A 14,798-nucleotide genomic window follows, 5' to 3' on the forward strand; every position below is an offset into this window, starting at 1 on the left:
TTACTCCCCTTTGCCGCCGGCGGCTTTGTCAGCTGCCTGTGCGGGGGCCGGGTTCTTTGCGTGAACGTTCGTCGCTTCGGTAGCTTTGACTTCAACACCCGGTTTGACGTACTGCAGACCTTCGGTGATCAGGCGATCGCCAGCCTTCAGGCCATCTTCGATCAGCCACTGGCTGCCCACGGTGCGGCTGGCCTTGAGCTGACGCAGTTCAACCTTGTTGTCCGCACCCACGACCAGCGCGGTCGGCATGCCTTTGAGGTCACGGGTCACGCCTTGCTGTGGCGCGAGGATCGCGGCGCTGTTCACACCGGCCTGCAACTGTGCGTGGACGAACATGCCTGGCAACAGGGTGTGATCCGGGTTCGGGAACACGGCGCGCAGGGTGACCGAACCGGTGGTCTGATCGACCGACACTTCGGAGAATTCCAGCTTACCGTCGAGCTTGTACTGGCTGCCGTCTTCAAGGGTCAGCTTGACTGCGGCGGCGTTGTCGCCGGCCTTTTGCAGACGACCGCTTTCCAGCTCGCGGCGCAGTTCCAGCAGTTCAACCGAAGACTGGGTGACGTCAACGTAGATCGGGTCCAGTTGCTGGATCACGGCCATGGCGTCGGTCTGGCCATTGCTGACCAGCGCACCTTCAGTCACGGAAGAACGGCCGATACGCCCGGAGATCGGCGCGTAGACCTTGGTGTAACGCACGTTGATCTGCGCGCTCTGCAGCGACGCTTCCGATTCCATGCGGTTGGCCACAGCAGTGTCGTATTCCTGACGGCTGACGGCCTGCTCATCGACCAGTTGCTTGTAGCGGTCGGAGATCGACTTGGTCGAACGCAGGTTGGCTTCGGCGCTTTTCAGGGTCGCTTCATAGACCGACGGGTCGATCTGATACAGCTGCTGGCCGGCCTTGACGTCGCCGCCTTCCTTGAACAGACGCTTGAGAATGATGCCGTTGACCTGTGGTCGCACTTCCGCGATGCGGAAGGCACTGGTGCGGCCCGGCAGTTCGGAGGTGAGGGTAAACGCTTGTGGTTGCAGGGTAACGACGCCGACCTGAGGCGGTGGAGCGGCCGGTGCCGCTTCTTCCTTTTTACATCCGCTGAGCAGCGATGCCAGGGCGACGGCAGTGACCAGAGCGGTAACAGCTGGCTTGAATTGCATGAAAATCCTCGGGTCAGGCGCGCGAAAAGCGCACAAGAAGTGTGGAAGGGTAAAAAAAGGTTACCGGGTGGATAAGTAGCTTGCTAAGGAATATACTTACGTTCATGGTTGTTTGTAAATACCTTCGCCACGTACCCAAGCCGTTACAAAAGGCGTCGCAAGGTTTGAAATTGTAGGCCGGGGAGTCGATCCGCGAGAGATCGCCCCCTCTTTATTCAGCGGATATTCAGCCATCCCTGAAACATCCTGTTTGAGGTTTTACTGTCATGGTCCGTCGTACCAAAGAGGAAGCTCAAGAAACCCGTAGCCAGATTCTGGAAGCGGCGGAGAAAGCCTTTTATGAAAGGGGCGTCGCTCGTACGACGCTGGCCGACATCGCAACAATGGCCGGGGTCACGCGCGGCGCCATCTACTGGCATTTCAGCAATAAGGCGGATCTGGTCCAGGCCATGCTCGACAGCCTGCATGAGCCGCTGGATGAGTTGGCCAAGGCCAGCGAGAGCGAAGACGAACTCGATCCACTGGGCTGCATGCGCAAATTGCTGATTCATTTGTTTCATCAAGTTGCGCTGGACCCGAAAACCCGGCGTATCAACGAAATTCTGTTTCATAAGTGCGAGTTCACCGATGAAATGTGCGATTTGCGCCAGCAGCGCCGGGTGGCCAGCCTCGAATGCAATGAGCGCATCGGGCTGACCCTGCGTAATGCAGTGAATCGCGGCCAGTTGCCAGAAGATCTTGACACTGCCCGCGCGGCCATCAGCATTCACGCTTACATCGATGGCCTTCTGTATGGATGGCTTCTGGCGCCGGACAGCTTTGAGCTGCATGCCGAGGCCGAGCGTTGGGTCGATACAGGGTTGGATATGCTGCGCCTGAGCCCCAGCCTGCGCAAATGAAACAAAATGCGTAATTGGCACAGCTTATGTCAATTGGCCTGCTTTTATATACGTTCGCGGCGGGGAGTTTATACGTAGCGAGCTACGCATTTTGTAGGGAATTTGTGTCGTCTGTGTGAAGGAGTGTGAGCCGCCTGCTTGGCACTCGGCCAACAAAAAGCCCCCGACTCTCACAAGTCGGGGGCTTTTGCATTTCTGCGTGATGCCTTACAGCGTCGGATAGTCGATATAGCCGACCGGGCCCTTAGCGTAGAACAGCTCTGGACGCGCCTCGTTCAGCGGCGCATCGGCTTTCAAGCGCGCCGGCAGGTCCGGGTTGGCAATGAACGGCACACCGAACGCCACGGCGTCAGCCTTGCCGCTGGCCAGCCATGCGTTGGCGCTGTCCTTGGTGAAGCGTTCGTTGGCAATGTACGGGCCGCCGAAGGCTTCTTTGAGTTGCGGGCCGAGGCTGTCGGCGCCTTCTTTCTCACGGGAGCAGATGAACGCGATGCCGCGCTTGCCCAGTTCACGTGCGACGTAGGTGAAGGTTTCTGCCAAATTGTCATCGCCCATGTCGTGGGAGTCCGCGCGCGGTGCCAGGTGCACACCGACACGGCCGGCGCCCCAGACTTCGATCGCCGCATCAGTCACTTCCAGCAGCAGACGCGCACGGTTTTCCAGCGAGCCACCGTAGTTGTCGGTGCGCTGGTTGGTGCTGCTTTGCAGGAACTGGTCGAGCAGGTAACCGTTGGCACCGTGGATTTCCACGCCGTCGAAACCGGCGGCTTTGGCGTTCTCGGCGCCGGTGCGGTAGGCGTCGACGATGTCGGCGATTTCAGCGGTTTCCAGTGCGCGCGGGGTCGGGTAGTCGGCCAATGGGCGAACCAGGCTGACGTGACCTTTTGGCTGGATCGCGCTCGGCGCAACCGGGGCTTCACCGTTCAGGTACGACTCGTGGGAGATGCGGCCTACGTGCCACAGTTGCAGGAAGATCTTGCCGCCGGCAGCGTGAATCGCTTTGGTGACGTTGGCCCAGCCACGCACTTGATCGTTGGACCAGATGCCCGGGGTGTCCGGGTAACCGACGCCCATCGGCGTCACCGACGTGGCTTCGCTGAGGATCAGGCCAGCGGAGGCGCGCTGTACGTAGTATTCAGCCATCAGCGCGTTCGGTACGCGGCCTTCGTCGGCGCGGCAGCGGGTCAGCGGGGCCATGATGATGCGGTTGGCCAGCTCGATGTCGCCGAGTTTGATTGGATCGAAAATAGTTGCCATGTCTACAACCCTCGTAAGTGAAAAATTAATCAGTTGGTAGCAGGGGCCAGATCGGCATTGCCGTTCTGACGGAAAGTAATCAGGGTCACCAGCAGGGCGAGCACGGCCAGCGCGGCGGCTGCGAGCGGCACGCGGGTCAGGCCGTAGCCGTGGGCGATAACGCTGCCGCCGACCCAGGCGCCAAGGGCATTGCCGACGTTGAACGCGCCGATGTTCAGGGTCGAAACCAGGTTCGGCGCGGCTTTGCCGAAGGTCACCACGTTGACTTGCAGCGCCGGCACGGCGGCGAAACACGCGGTGGCCCAGAGGAACAGGGTGATTTCAGTCGGGATCAGCGCGACGCTGGTCCAGGTCAGCACGGTCGAGACCACGGCCATGGCGATGAACACGCCGATCAGCGTCGCGGCCATGCCCTTGTCGGCGAGTTTGCCGCCGATGATGTTGCCGACGGTCAGGCCCAGGCCGATCAGCATCAGCGTCCAGGTCACGCCACGCGGCGACACACCGGTGACCTCGCCAAGCAGCGGGGCGACGTAGGTGAACAGGGTGAATACGGACGCGGCGAACAGCGCGGTCATGCTCAGCGACAGCCAGATACCCGCACCTTTGAGGGCGGCGAGTTCGGCGCGCATGTCGAGTTTCTCTTCGTCACGCTTGGCCGGCAGGAAGCGAATCAGGCCGATCAGCGCAATAACACCGATGACGGTCACCGCCCAGAAGGTCGAGCGCCAGCCGTATTGCTGACCCAGCGCAGTGCCCAGCGGTACACCGAGGACGTTGGCCAGAGTCAGGCCGGTGAACATCAACGCCACGGCCGAAGCGCGTTTGTTCGCGGGCACCAGATTGGCCGCCACCACCGAACCGATACCAAAGAAGGCACCGTGACACAGCGCGGTGACCACGCGGGCAAACATCAGCACGTTGTAATCACTGGCAATGGCGCAGAGCAGGTTGCCGACAATAAAAATGCCCATCAACGCCACCAGTGCTGCCTTGCGCGGCAGTCTGGCCGTGGCCATTGCCATGAACGGCGCACCGATGGCCACGCCCAAGGCGTAACCGGTCACCAGCCAGCCGGCGCCGGGGATCGACACACCGAGGTCAGGCGCCACATCGGGCAGCAGGCCCATGATGACGAACTCGGTGGTGCCGATGGCGAAAGCGCTCAAGGCGAGTATGAGTAGCGAGAGGGGCATGCAGGTTTCCTTGTCGGCTGGCTGACGTTAAGGGTCAGAGCTCTTTACTGAGGGTGCTGAGGAACGCTTGGATGACGTCCTCGTTACGTTTGAAAAAGTGCCATTGACCGGCCTTCTGGCTGCTGATCAGACCGGCGCGTTGCAACGTTGCGAGGTGTGCCGAAACGGTCGACTGCGACAGGCCGCAGCGTTGATCGATCTGCCCGGCGCAGATGCCGTACTCGTGGTTGTGCAACTGTTCCGGAAATTCGTTTTTCGGGTCTTTCAGCCAGTTGAGGATGTCTCGCCGTACCGGGTGCGCCAGGGCTTTTATTATTTCGTCGAGGTCGAGGTTCATGGCAGGGTGCTCACAATGTGTACAACGCTATATCGCGATGAAGCGAACTTTAAATCGTTAGATCGCGATACACCAATATGATTTTGATCTGATGTCAGCATAAATTGGTATATCGCGTTATAACGATACGTGGGTGTATGGCTTGTGGGTCGCAGTGCTAAGCTGCGCCCATGAACTATCTCGCACATTTACACCTCGGTGGCCAGCGCCCCGGGCAACTGCTCGGCAGTCTGTATGGCGATTTCGTCAAAGGTCGGCTGCAAGGGCAGTTTGCCCCGGAGGTCGAGGCGGCCATTCAACTGCATCGACGGATTGACGTGTTTACTGACCGCCATCCGTTGGTGGACATTGCGTTGGGGCGATTTTCCGACACGCGCCGGCGTTACGCCGGGATCGTGCTCGATGTGTTTTTCGATCATTGCCTGGCGCGGGACTGGACGCTGTACGCCGATCAGCCGCTGGAGCACTTCACCGCCGATGTGTATCGGGTGCTGTCCCGTGAACCGCAATTGCCCGAACGGCTGGCGAAGATCGCCCCGCACATGGTCGCCAATGACTGGTTGGGCTCGTATCAGGAGTTCGAAGTGCTGGAGCAGGTGTTGCGCGGGATCTCGCGACGACTGACCCGGCCGGAAGAGCTGGCGGGGGCGATGCAGGAATTGCGGCGTTTATATGAGCCGTTGAGTGAAGACTTCCGGCTCTTCTACCCACAGCTTCAGGACTTCGCGCAAAACCCTCAGACATCGCCGATCTAATGTAGGAGTGAGCCTGCTCGCGATGGCGGTGGGTCGGTCGATACTCATATCAACTGATCGACCGCCATCGCGAGCAGGCTCACTCCTACAGGGGATGTGTGTTTCAGGCGGCGATCAGTTCGCCGGCGCGACGCGGTTCGGCCGGTTTCGCCACCTCACCAAACAACGCCTTCTGCACCGCCTGCTGCGCTTCAAACGCCAGCGCCGCACGTTCACGCCCCTGACAGGCGAGCGGCTTGAGCAAGTGCACTTCAACATCGCCGCAGTCATTACTGAACAGGCGCATCAGGTGCGACAGCAGATCGTCATCACCAATGAACGGCGCCAGCGCATCGATTTCGCCGTCGCGCAGATAACGGATCGCCACCGGTTGCAGCATCACCTCGGAATCAATCGCCGCTGCTAGCAAGCGACCATGAAAGGTGCGCAGCGAGCGGCCATCGGTGGTGGTGCCCTCGGGGAACATCAACAGCGCATGGTCGGTTTGCAGGTGACGGGTCATCTGTTTGCGGATCAACTGGCTGTCGCCCGAACCGCGACGAATGAACAGGCTGCCAGCCTTCGCTGCGAGCCAACCGGCCACCGGCCAGGTGCGTACTTCGGCTTTGGACAGAAACGACAGCGGCGTCAGCATGCCGAGCAGCGGAATATCGGTCCACGACACATGATTGCTGACCCACAGCATCGGCTGTTTTGGTAACTCGCCGTGTACCGTCACGCGAAAGGGCAGGGCATTGCTCAGGCGCGCCATAAAGAAGCGCGACCAGCGCTGACGGCGCTCCATCGAATGCGCCAGGCCAATGCGTTCAAACACGCCAAAGACGCTGGCCATGGTCAAACCCAGCGCCACCACCAGCAGCACTCGCGCGATTCGCGCGTACACGCGCAACCGGCTCATCACACGGCCGCCTTGAAGTGCTTGGCGTAGCGCGGGCAGAGTTCGTCGCGCTTGAGCAGGATAAACACGTCGGCAACCTGGAAGTCTTCGTCCCAGCACGGCTCGCCGCAAATCTTCGCGCCCAGGCGCATATAAGCCTTGAGCAGCGGCGGCATTTCGGCGATCACGTTGGAAGGGATATCCAGCGTCGGCAGTGGATTTTTCGGCTCGGCGCGCAGGTGTTCGGTGCACAGATAACGTTCGCGCAGGCGCTGCATGATCGCGTGGGCCTGGATGCCGCCGTCCTGCATCGGAATGCTCGCGCAACCCATCAAGTAGCTGTAACCGCCCTGATTCAACACTTCGGCCAATTCGCCCCACAACACCGCAATGGTGCCGCCGTTGCGATAGGCCGGGTCGACGCAGGTGCGGCCGATTTCGAGGATCGGGCCTTGCAGATGCGCGAGGCCGTGCAGGCTGAATTCTTCTTCGCTGTAGAACTTGCCGAGGCTGCTGGCGGCGGTGTGATCGAGCAGACGCGTGGTCGCAACCAGACGCCCGGTGTTCAAGTCACGCACGCCGATGTGGCTGCAGTGAACATCATAATCATCCATGTCCAGACCCAGTTCCGCGCCTTTCAGTTTGGCGTTGAACTCGCCGCTGAAGACGTTGAAGCGCAAGGCCTGGGCTTGCTGCAAGGCCTCGGCGCCGATCAGGCGTTCGGCTTGCAGGCGGCGTTCATTGCCGGTGTCGCTGATGCGGGCGATCTGAGTCATGTGAATCTCCGTACGGGCCTTTAACCCGTCGTGGGTTGCAGCCGATCGACTTTCTTTATGCAGCCGTGTTGTGCAAAGTCAGGCTATGTAGCCCCGGTGTCATCGCCATGAACGTTCGGTGATGCTTATATGACAGCCCACAAGGAGCCTCTTATGCCCTGGTCAGATCTGCTGCACTGCCGTGAACGATTGCCCGCCGTTACCGACCTGGCCGAGGGTTTTGCGACGTTGTTGCAGCAACTGGGCAACGTCACCCCGTTCGAACTGGCGGTTGCGGGCGGGCGGCGGATGGCGACGCCGGGGCTGGCGTTTCTGGTCGGTTATCAGGCGGCCTTGCGCATGTTGTGGCCCAGTGCACCGCTGAGCCTCGGTGCGTTGTGTGCGACCGAACAGCGCAGTCTGCGTCCGGCGGACATGCAGACACGGCTGAGCGATTTGCGTCTGCATGGCCGCAAGGATTTCGTCACCGCTGGCGATGCGGCGGACTGGTTGCTGATTGCTGCGCGCAGTGAAGCGTCCGGCGAAAGTCCGCGCCTGAGCCTGGCCGTGGTCTATCCCGGTGAACCCGGCGTGAGCGTGGAAAAACTGCCGGCGCTGCCGTTGATGCCGGACATCAGTCATGGCCGCCTGCACTTGGAAGGCGCGATGTGCGAATTGCTCGCGGGTGATGGTTGGGACGCTTACGTCAAACCGTTCCGCACCCTTGAAGATGTCTATGTCTTGAGCGCGATGACCGCGTGGCTGTATGGCGTCGGCCAGGACAGTGACTGGCCGCAGGCCCTGAAATTGCGCTTGCTGGCGCTGTTGGCCGGATGTGCCGAGGCGAGCCGGCAACCGCCGAACAATCCCGCCGGGCATGTGTTGCTGGGCGGGTTGTTTGCGCAGTTTGAGGCACTGGAGGGCGAGGTGAGTCAGGCGTTGCGCGACGGTAATCCCGAGTGGGCGGCGATGTGGCAGCGCGATCAGGGGGTGATGCTGTTGGCGGCGGGGGCTCGTGCCAAGCGCTTGGCCAAAGCCTTGGCGGTGAATTGACCGGCCTCATCGCGAGCAGGCTCACTCCTACAGTTGATCGAGTTTCGTCAGTTGAAATGCGATCCCCTGTCGGAGTGAGCCTGCTCGCGATAGCAATCTAAATAACGCCGCATACTTGTCATCAACCCCGACTAATCTCAGCAGGTTCTTTCCATGAGCCCTCACCATGTGCAAAGGCCTGTCGCTGTTTCTGCTGCTGATCAGCTTCACCGTTCAGGCTGAACCATGGCCCGGCGAACAATGGCCAACCGGCCCGAAGATCACCGGCCCGGCCGTTGAGGCCTTGGAGCGGTACGCCTTCCCGCCCCGCGATGACACCAGGCGCCAGGGCATCCGCACCGATGCTTTGCTGATCGTCCGCGACGGCCAGATCATCTACGAACGCTACGCCGGCCCGACCACCGAACAAACCCCGCACCTGACCTGGTCGATCAGCAAAAGCCTGATGGCCACTGTCCTTGGCGTGGCGTACGGCGAAAGCCTGTTCAAACTCGAAGACCGGGCCGTGCAGTTTTACCCGCCGCTGGAACAACACCCGGCCATCAAAATCGCCGACCTGCTGCACTGGGCCTCTGGTATCGACTGGCAGGAAGATTACGAATATGCGCCACTGAAATCCTCGGTGGTGGCGATGCTCTACACCCGTGGCCATCGCGACATGGCCGCGTTCACCGCCGATCATGACGCTTACGCCGAACCGGGGCAGGCCTTCCGTTATTCCAGCGGCGACAGCAACCTGCTCGCGGCGGCGTTGAAAAATGTCGTTGGCCCGCAGCGTTATCCGGATTATCCGTGGACGGCGTTGTTCGAACCGTTGGCTATCCGTCATGCCGTGTGGGAAACCGATGCCACTGGCACCTTTGTCGCGTCGTCGTACGCTTACCTGACGGCGCGGAATCTGGCGCGAGTCGGTTTGCTGATGGCCCGTGACGGGCGCTGGCATGATCGGCAGTTATTGCCCAAGGAGTGGGTGGCGTTCAACCGCACTCCCTTCGCCGGTTACAAGGCCCATCAGGACGAAGCTGTGCCCGGCGGCCACTGGTGGCTCAACCGCCCGGCCGATGGCGCCGCGTCGCCGTGGCCAGACGCACCGCCCGATACGTTCGCCGCGCTCGGTCATTGGGGGCAGGCCTTGTACGTGATTCCCAGCGAGAAGTTGGTGATCGTGCGCTACGCCGATGACCGTGACGGCAGCTATCGCCATAACGAGTTGCTCAAGCATGTGCTGAAGGCGGTGCAGCCATGAAGCGCTTCTTGTTGTTACTGTTTGCCCTGCTGCTCGGCTGGGTTGGCTACGAGCGCGAAAATCTGTGGGCCTTCCCCGACATCATCAGCGCCTACACCGCCAAGGAATACTGTTCCTGTCGTTATGTGATGAACAACGACGCGCAATACTGCCGTGGCTACGTAAAACAGTGGCTGCCGACCAGCACATTCACCGATGACAGCGCCAGCAAAACCATCACCGTCAGCGGTATGGGCCGCAGCAATCGCGCGCAGTGGTTGAGGGAACGGCAAGGCTGCCGCCTCAATCCCTGATATCAGAGACACCACCATACCCCTGTGGCGAGGGAGCTTGCTCCCGCTGGAGTGCGAAGCGCTCCCAAAACCGGGCAGCGCGATTCTGCAGTCAGAACGTGTGTTCAGGTTTTACGGCTGCTGCGCATCCGAGCGGGAGCAAGCTCCCTCGCCACAGCGGTATGGGCCGCAGCAATCGCGCCCAGTGGTTGAGCGAACGGCAAGGCTGCCGCCTCAATCCCTGATATCAGAGACACCACCATACCCCTGTGGCGAGGGAGCTTGCTCCCGCTGGAGTGCGAAGCGCTCCCAAAACCGGGCAGCGCGATTCTGCAGTCAGAACGTGTGTTCAGGTTTTACGGCTGCTGCGCATCCGAGCGGGAGCAAGCTCCCTCACCACAGCGGTATGGGCCGCAGCAATCGCGCCCAGTGGTTGAGCGAGCGGCAAGGCTGCCGCCTCAATCCCTGATATCAGAGACACCACCATACCCCTGTGGCGAGGGAGCTTGCTCCCGCTGGAGTGCGAAGCGCTCCCAAAACCGTGCAGCGCGATTCTGCAGTCAGAACGTGTGTTCAGGTTTACGGCTGCTGCGCATCCGAGCGGGAGCAAGCTCCCTTGCCACAAGAAATCAGCAGAAGCTCAGCAGGTGATCTCTGAAAGTTTGCAATAACGCCCCAGCCGGTTAAGGTTCGTGCAGGTTTATCGGCCCCACGAGTGTTCAATGTTCAACCGCTCTCTCTGTGCAACCCTCTCCAGCCTGCTGCTCGCCACCGTCGCGTTGCCGGCGCAAGCCAATTGGTACCTGGACGGCGAGTCGTCGCGGCTGTCGTTCGTCAGCACGAAAAACGCGAATATTTCCGAAGTGCAGCGCTTTCTGGTGCTGCACGGCAAGGTCGACCCCAACGGCCGCGCCGAAGTCGAAGTCGAGCTGGATTCGATCAACAGCGGCATCCCGCTGCGCGATGAACGCATGCGCAAAGAGCTGTTCCAGATCGAGCAATTCCCCGAAGCGACCATCACCACCCAGATCGACCTGCGCCCGATCAACGATCTGGCCCCCGGTGCGCAGCTGGAATTGCGCCTGCCGCTGACCGTCAACCTGCACGGCAAGCAACACGAATACCCCGCCGAGCTGCTGGCGACCCGTCTCGATGACCGGCGCTTTCAAGTGGTGACGCTGGAGCCGCTGGTGATCAACGCCGAGGATTTCGATCTGGTGCCGGGGCTGGAAAGCCTGCGCAAACTCGCCGATCTGTCAGCCATCAGTCTGTCGGTACCGGTGGGTGCGGTGCTGATTTTCACGGCGCGCTGACATGCGCGGCGCGGTGTTTCCGTGGCGCGATGGCAACCGCTTCGAGCTGTTGATCGACGGCCCGCAATTCTTTCCGCGTATGCTCGAGCAGATTGCCGGCGCGCAGGAGCAGATCGAACTCGAGTTGTATCTGGTCGAGGCCGGCGCCTGTGCCGAAACCATCGTGCAAGCGTTGGTGCTGGCCGCCGAGCGTGGCGTGCGCGTGCGTTGCCTGTTCGATGATTACGGCAGCCTCGCGTTTACGCTCAACCTGCGTCAGCGCCTGACGCACGCCGGGGTCGAACTGCGTTTCTACAATCGCCTGAACTGGCGGCGCTGGGTCGGTAATTTCTATCGCGATCACCGCAAGCTGTTGCTGGTCGATCAGCATCTGGCGGTGGTCGGCGGTACTGGCGTCACCGATGAATTCTGGACGCCGGGCCACGACACCAGCGAGTGGCACGAGGTGATGGTCGAGATCAGCGGCCCGCTGGTGATCGACTGGCAATTGCTGTTTGATCGTCAGTGGATCGCCAATCGTTATCGCCGCGCCTGGCGCCCGGCCGCGCATTTCGGTCTGCCACGTTTACCGCGAGTGCCGGACAAGGGCGAGGGCATGGGCCGCGTGGCGTATGCCGACGCCCGCCAGCATCGCGACATTCTGCAGTCGTTGTTTCGAGCGTTGAACAGCGGGCAAAAACGCATCTGGATGGCCACGCCGTACTTCCTGCCGACCTGGAAAATCCGCCGCTCCCTGCGCAAGGCTGCCGCGCGCGGAGTCGATGTGCGACTGCTGCTGACCGGGCCGCGCACTGATCACCCATCGGTGCGTTACGCCGGGCATCGTTATTACCCGCGACTGCTCAAAGCCGGGGTGCAGATCTTCGAATACCAGCCGTGCTTTCTGCATTTGAAAATGGTGCTGGTGGATGATTGGGTGAGCATCGGTTCGTGCAACTTCGATCACTGGAACCTGCGCTTCAATCTGGAGGCGAATCTGGAGGCGCTGGACCCGTCGTTGACGGCAGCGGTAGAGGCGAGTTTTGTGAAGGACTTCGGGCTGAGTCAGCAGGTGAGTCTGGAGGAGTGGCAGCGCCGGCCGTTGTGGCGGCGGGTGAAGCAGCGGGTGTGGGGGTGGGTGGATCGCTTGGTCGTCAATATCCTCGACCGCCGCGGGTAGAGCGAGATCAAAAGATCGCAGCCTGCGGCAGCTCCTACAGGGTGTACACCATCCCAATGTAGGAGCTGCCGAAGGCTGCGATCTTTTGCTTTTAGCGGTTACAGCAATTCAAAGCTCTGCTGCGTCACGTCCTGGGAATCCAGGCCGATCTGCACGTTGAACTTGCCAGGCTCGGCGGCGTATTTGAGCTGGGCGTTGTAGAACTTCAGGTCATCCTCGCTGATGGTGAAGTGCACGACTTTCTGTTCGCCGGCCTTGAGCATGATTTTCTGGAAGTTCTTCAGTTCTTTCACCGGGCGGATCATCGAGCCGGTGACGTCCTGAATGTACAACTGCACCACGGTTTCACCGTCACGCTTGCCGGTGTTCTTCACCATGACGCTGGCGTCGAGTTTGCCGGTGGCGTTCAAGGTGGTCGACGACAGCGCCATGTCGCTCAGGGCGAATTGGGTGTAGCTCAGGCCATAACCGAACGGGAATAGCGGCCCCGTGGTGTCATCGAAATACTGCGACGTGTAGTTGCCCGGTTTGCCCGGTGTGAACGGCCGGCCAATGCTCAGGTGGTTGTAGTACGTCGGGATCTGGCCGACGGAGCGCGGGAAGGTCACCGGCAGTTTGCCCGACGGGTTGTAGTCGCCGAACAGCACATCAGCGATGGCGTTGCCGCCTTCGGTACCGCTGAACCAGGTTTCCAGAATCGCGTCAGCCGACTGGTTCTCTTCGAGAATGGTCAGTGGGCGGCCGTTCATCAGCACCAGCACCAGCGGTTTGCCGGTGGCTTTCAGCGCGCGGATCAGCTCGCGCTGGTTTTCCGGGATGTTCAGGTCGGTGCGGCTGGAGGATTCGTGGGACATGCCACGGGATTCGCCGACTGCCGCGACGATCACGTCAGCATCCTTGGCAGCTTTCACCGCTTCGTCGATCAGCACGTTGGCCGGGCGCGGGTCATCGACCACTTCCGGGGCATCGAAGTTGAGGAAGTTCAGGTAGTCGAGGACTTTCTTGTCGCTGGTGATGTTGGCGCCACGGGCGTAGATCAGGTTCGCCTTGTCGCCGATCACCGAACTCATGCCGTCGAACAGGGTGACCGACTGCGCCGGACGCCCGGCGGCGGCCCAACTGCCCATCATGTCGATCGGCGCCTTGGCCAACGGACCGACCAGCGCGACTTTTGCGTCTTTCTTCAGCGGCAGGGTTTCGTTCTGGTTCTTCAGCAGCACCAGACTGCGACGCGCCACTTCACGGGCCTCGGCGCGGTGCAGACGGCTGTCAGCGTAGGTGTCGGCCGGATCGTCCTCAGCCTTGCCGATGCGCAGGTACGGGTCTTTGAACAGGCCCATGTCGTACTTGGCCGCGAGCACTTCACGCACGGCATTGTCGATGTCCTTCTGTTCGATCTCGCCGGACTTGAGCAGCCCCGGCAGCTCTTTGCCGTACAGGGTGTCGTTCATGCTCATGTCGATGCCGGCCTTGATCGCCAGCTTCGCCGCTTCACGACCGTCGCGGGCGACGCCGTGCTTGATCAGTTCGAAGATCGCGCCGTGGTCGCTGACCGCCAGGCCCTTGAAGCCCCAGTCTTTGCGCAACAGATCATTCATCAGCCAGGTGTTGGCGGTGGCCGGAATGCCGTTGATCGAGTTCAGCGCGACCATCACACCGCCAGCGCCGGCATCGATCGCCGCGCGGTACGGTGGCAGGTAGTCCTGGTACATCTTCACCGGGCTCATGTCGACGGTGTTGTAGTCGCGACCGCCCTCAACCGCGCCGTACAGGGCGAAGTGCTTGACGCTGGCCATGATGCTGTCGGCCGCGCTCGGGGTGGCGCCCTGATAGGCGCGGACCATAACGCCGGCGATGCGCGAAGTCAGGTAGGTGTCTTCACCGAAACCTTCGGAACTGCGGCCCCAGCGCGGGTCACGCGAGATGTCGACCATCGGCGCGAAGGTGATGTCGAGGCTGTCGGCAGCGGCTTCCTTGGCGGCAACGCGCCCGGACTGGCCGATCGCGTCCATGTCCCAGCTCGAGGCGAGGGCCAGTGGAATCGGGAAAATCGTACGGTGACCGTGGATCACGTCGTACGCAAAAAACATCGGAATCTTCAGGCGGCTGCGCATGGCCGCGTCCTGCATCGGCCGGTTTTCCGGGCGGGTGATCGAGTTGAACGTGCCGCCGATGTTGCCGGCGGCGATTTCCTTGCGGATCAACTCGCGAGGCATTTCCGGGCCGATGCTGATCAGGCGCAACTGGCCGATCTTTTCATCGAGGGTCATCTGGCTCATCAGGTTGCTGATGAACGCGTCCTTGTTTTCCAGGGGTACCGGGGTCGTGGCGGCCAATACTTGATGACTGGCCAGGCTGACGAACAGACCCAGCAAACACAGCTTCTTCATGAATAGTTTTCTCAAGGGCCGAAGCGGCAATGCAACGCCGGCCAGCCAAAATTTAGGGAGCGACTATTGTTGTTCGGGTACAGGCTCAAAGAACCAGAGCCAAAACGGCAGCCAACACTTGGCAGCATGAT

The 14,798-nt window shown here is 61.0% G+C and carries 14 protein-coding genes; 7 read left to right on the top strand and 7 right to left on the bottom strand.

The genetic code is table 11. The features are described from left to right. Nucleotides 1–1,158, bottom strand: a complete 1,158-nt coding sequence (gene emhA / locus BK670_RS20255) for an efflux RND transporter periplasmic adaptor subunit EmhA (protein WP_123452313.1) — start codon at nucleotides 1,156–1,158, stop codon at nucleotides 1–3. A 266-nt stretch (nucleotides 1,159–1,424) separates the two neighbouring features. Here emhA and emhR point away from each other — a divergent pair, with 266 nt between their 5' ends. Further along, on the top strand, nucleotides 1,425–2,057 hold the full coding sequence (emhR, locus tag BK670_RS20260; protein ID WP_038358223.1) for an efflux system transcriptional repressor EmhR: 633 nt from the start codon (nucleotides 1,425–1,427) through the stop codon (nucleotides 2,055–2,057). A 207-nt stretch (nucleotides 2,058–2,264) separates the two neighbouring features. Here the strand turns inward: emhR and BK670_RS20265 are convergent, their stop codons facing one another. From BK670_RS20265 to BK670_RS20275, 3 genes are read right to left on the bottom strand one after another with little or no spacing between them, the layout of a single operon-like run. Continuing rightward, complete coding sequence (locus BK670_RS20265) at nucleotides 2,265–3,314, bottom strand: alkene reductase (protein WP_123452315.1); 1,050 nt, start codon at nucleotides 3,312–3,314, stop codon at nucleotides 2,265–2,267. A gap of 29 nt (nucleotides 3,315–3,343) precedes the next feature. Continuing rightward, nucleotides 3,344–4,510, bottom strand: a complete 1,167-nt coding sequence (locus tag BK670_RS20270) for an MFS transporter (RefSeq protein WP_123452317.1) — start codon at nucleotides 4,508–4,510, stop codon at nucleotides 3,344–3,346. A gap of 34 nt (nucleotides 4,511–4,544) precedes the next feature. After that, nucleotides 4,545–4,847, bottom strand: a complete 303-nt coding sequence (locus BK670_RS20275; protein WP_007917068.1) for an ArsR/SmtB family transcription factor — start codon at nucleotides 4,845–4,847, stop codon at nucleotides 4,545–4,547. A 170-nt stretch (nucleotides 4,848–5,017) separates the two neighbouring features. On the opposite strand from BK670_RS20275, the gene BK670_RS20280 reads away from it, so the two are divergent. Continuing rightward, complete coding sequence (locus BK670_RS20280; protein WP_123452319.1) at nucleotides 5,018–5,602, top strand: acyl carrier protein phosphodiesterase; 585 nt, start codon at nucleotides 5,018–5,020, stop codon at nucleotides 5,600–5,602. Nucleotides 5,603–5,705: 103 nt separating this feature from the next. Here the strand turns inward: BK670_RS20280 and BK670_RS20285 are convergent, their stop codons facing one another. Beyond that, nucleotides 5,706–6,500, bottom strand: coding sequence for a lysophospholipid acyltransferase family protein (locus tag BK670_RS20285; RefSeq protein ID WP_123452321.1), 795 nt, complete (start codon nucleotides 6,498–6,500; stop codon nucleotides 5,706–5,708). Next, nucleotides 6,500–7,255 (bottom strand): L-ornithine N(alpha)-acyltransferase, encoded by a 756-nt coding sequence (gene olsB / locus BK670_RS20290; protein WP_007916280.1) that lies wholly within the window; start codon nucleotides 7,253–7,255, stop codon nucleotides 6,500–6,502. Before olsB ends, BK670_RS20285 begins: the two co-directional genes overlap by 1 nt. 153 nt (nucleotides 7,256–7,408) lie before the next feature. Here olsB and BK670_RS20295 point away from each other — a divergent pair, with 153 nt between their 5' ends. From BK670_RS20295 to BK670_RS20325, 5 genes are all read left to right on the top strand, one after another. Next, nucleotides 7,409–8,287 (top strand): acyl-CoA dehydrogenase middle domain-containing protein, encoded by an 879-nt coding sequence (locus BK670_RS20295; RefSeq protein ID WP_123452323.1) that lies wholly within the window; start codon nucleotides 7,409–7,411, stop codon nucleotides 8,285–8,287. A 166-nt stretch (nucleotides 8,288–8,453) separates the two neighbouring features. Beyond that, entirely contained in the window at nucleotides 8,454–9,533 is a 1,080-nt protein-coding gene (locus BK670_RS20300; protein ID WP_123452325.1) for a serine hydrolase domain-containing protein, read from the top strand. Then, nucleotides 9,530–9,826, top strand: a complete 297-nt coding sequence (locus tag BK670_RS20305; RefSeq protein ID WP_123452327.1) for an amidase — start codon at nucleotides 9,530–9,532, stop codon at nucleotides 9,824–9,826. Before BK670_RS20300 ends, BK670_RS20305 begins: the two co-directional genes overlap by 4 nt. Nucleotides 9,827–10,527: 701 nt before the next feature. After that, nucleotides 10,528–11,118 (top strand): YceI family protein, encoded by a 591-nt coding sequence (locus BK670_RS20320; protein WP_123452329.1) that lies wholly within the window; start codon nucleotides 10,528–10,530, stop codon nucleotides 11,116–11,118. Nucleotide 11,119: 1 nt separating this feature from the next. Next, nucleotides 11,120–12,277 (top strand): phospholipase D-like domain-containing protein, encoded by a 1,158-nt coding sequence (locus tag BK670_RS20325; protein WP_123452331.1) that lies wholly within the window; start codon nucleotides 11,120–11,122, stop codon nucleotides 12,275–12,277. 98 nt (nucleotides 12,278–12,375) lie between these two features. On the opposite strand, the gene bglX is transcribed toward BK670_RS20325, so the two are convergent. After that, nucleotides 12,376–14,667 (bottom strand): beta-glucosidase BglX, encoded by a 2,292-nt coding sequence (bglX, locus tag BK670_RS20330; protein WP_123452333.1) that lies wholly within the window; start codon nucleotides 14,665–14,667, stop codon nucleotides 12,376–12,378. Between the last annotated feature and the right edge of the window lie 131 nt (nucleotides 14,668–14,798).

Origin of the sequence: Pseudomonas fluorescens (assembly GCF_003732425.1) — a bacterium.
GTDB lineage: Bacteria > Pseudomonadota > Gammaproteobacteria > Pseudomonadales > Pseudomonadaceae > Aquipseudomonas > Aquipseudomonas fluorescens_BE.

What these genes read in the sequence shown, in the direction of transcription:
- emhA (WP_123452313.1), bottom strand. Translation starts at nt 1,158, where the DNA reads ATGCAATTCAAGCCAGCTGTTACCGCTCTGGTCACTGCCGTCGCCCTG.
- emhR (WP_038358223.1), top strand. Translation starts at nt 1,425, where the DNA reads ATGGTCCGTCGTACCAAAGAGGAAGCTCAAGAAACCCGTAGCCAGATT.
- BK670_RS20265 (WP_123452315.1), bottom strand. Translation starts at nt 3,314, where the DNA reads ATGGCAACTATTTTCGATCCAATCAAACTCGGCGACATCGAGCTGGCC.
- BK670_RS20270 (WP_123452317.1), bottom strand. Translation starts at nt 4,510, where the DNA reads ATGCCCCTCTCGCTACTCATACTCGCCTTGAGCGCTTTCGCCATCGGC.
- BK670_RS20275 (WP_007917068.1), bottom strand. Translation starts at nt 4,847, where the DNA reads ATGAACCTCGACCTCGACGAAATAATAAAAGCCCTGGCGCACCCGGTA.
- BK670_RS20280 (WP_123452319.1), top strand. Translation starts at nt 5,018, where the DNA reads ATGAACTATCTCGCACATTTACACCTCGGTGGCCAGCGCCCCGGGCAA.
- BK670_RS20285 (WP_123452321.1), bottom strand. Translation starts at nt 6,500, where the DNA reads ATGAGCCGGTTGCGCGTGTACGCGCGAATCGCGCGAGTGCTGCTGGTG.
- olsB (WP_007916280.1), bottom strand. Translation starts at nt 7,255, where the DNA reads ATGACTCAGATCGCCCGCATCAGCGACACCGGCAATGAACGCCGCCTG.
- BK670_RS20295 (WP_123452323.1), top strand. Translation starts at nt 7,409, where the DNA reads ATGCCCTGGTCAGATCTGCTGCACTGCCGTGAACGATTGCCCGCCGTT.
- BK670_RS20300 (WP_123452325.1), top strand. Translation starts at nt 8,454, where the DNA reads ATGTGCAAAGGCCTGTCGCTGTTTCTGCTGCTGATCAGCTTCACCGTT.
- BK670_RS20305 (WP_123452327.1), top strand. Translation starts at nt 9,530, where the DNA reads ATGAAGCGCTTCTTGTTGTTACTGTTTGCCCTGCTGCTCGGCTGGGTT.
- BK670_RS20320 (WP_123452329.1), top strand. Translation starts at nt 10,528, where the DNA reads ATGTTCAACCGCTCTCTCTGTGCAACCCTCTCCAGCCTGCTGCTCGCC.
- BK670_RS20325 (WP_123452331.1), top strand. Translation starts at nt 11,120, where the DNA reads ATGCGCGGCGCGGTGTTTCCGTGGCGCGATGGCAACCGCTTCGAGCTG.
- bglX (WP_123452333.1), bottom strand. Translation starts at nt 14,667, where the DNA reads ATGAAGAAGCTGTGTTTGCTGGGTCTGTTCGTCAGCCTGGCCAGTCAT.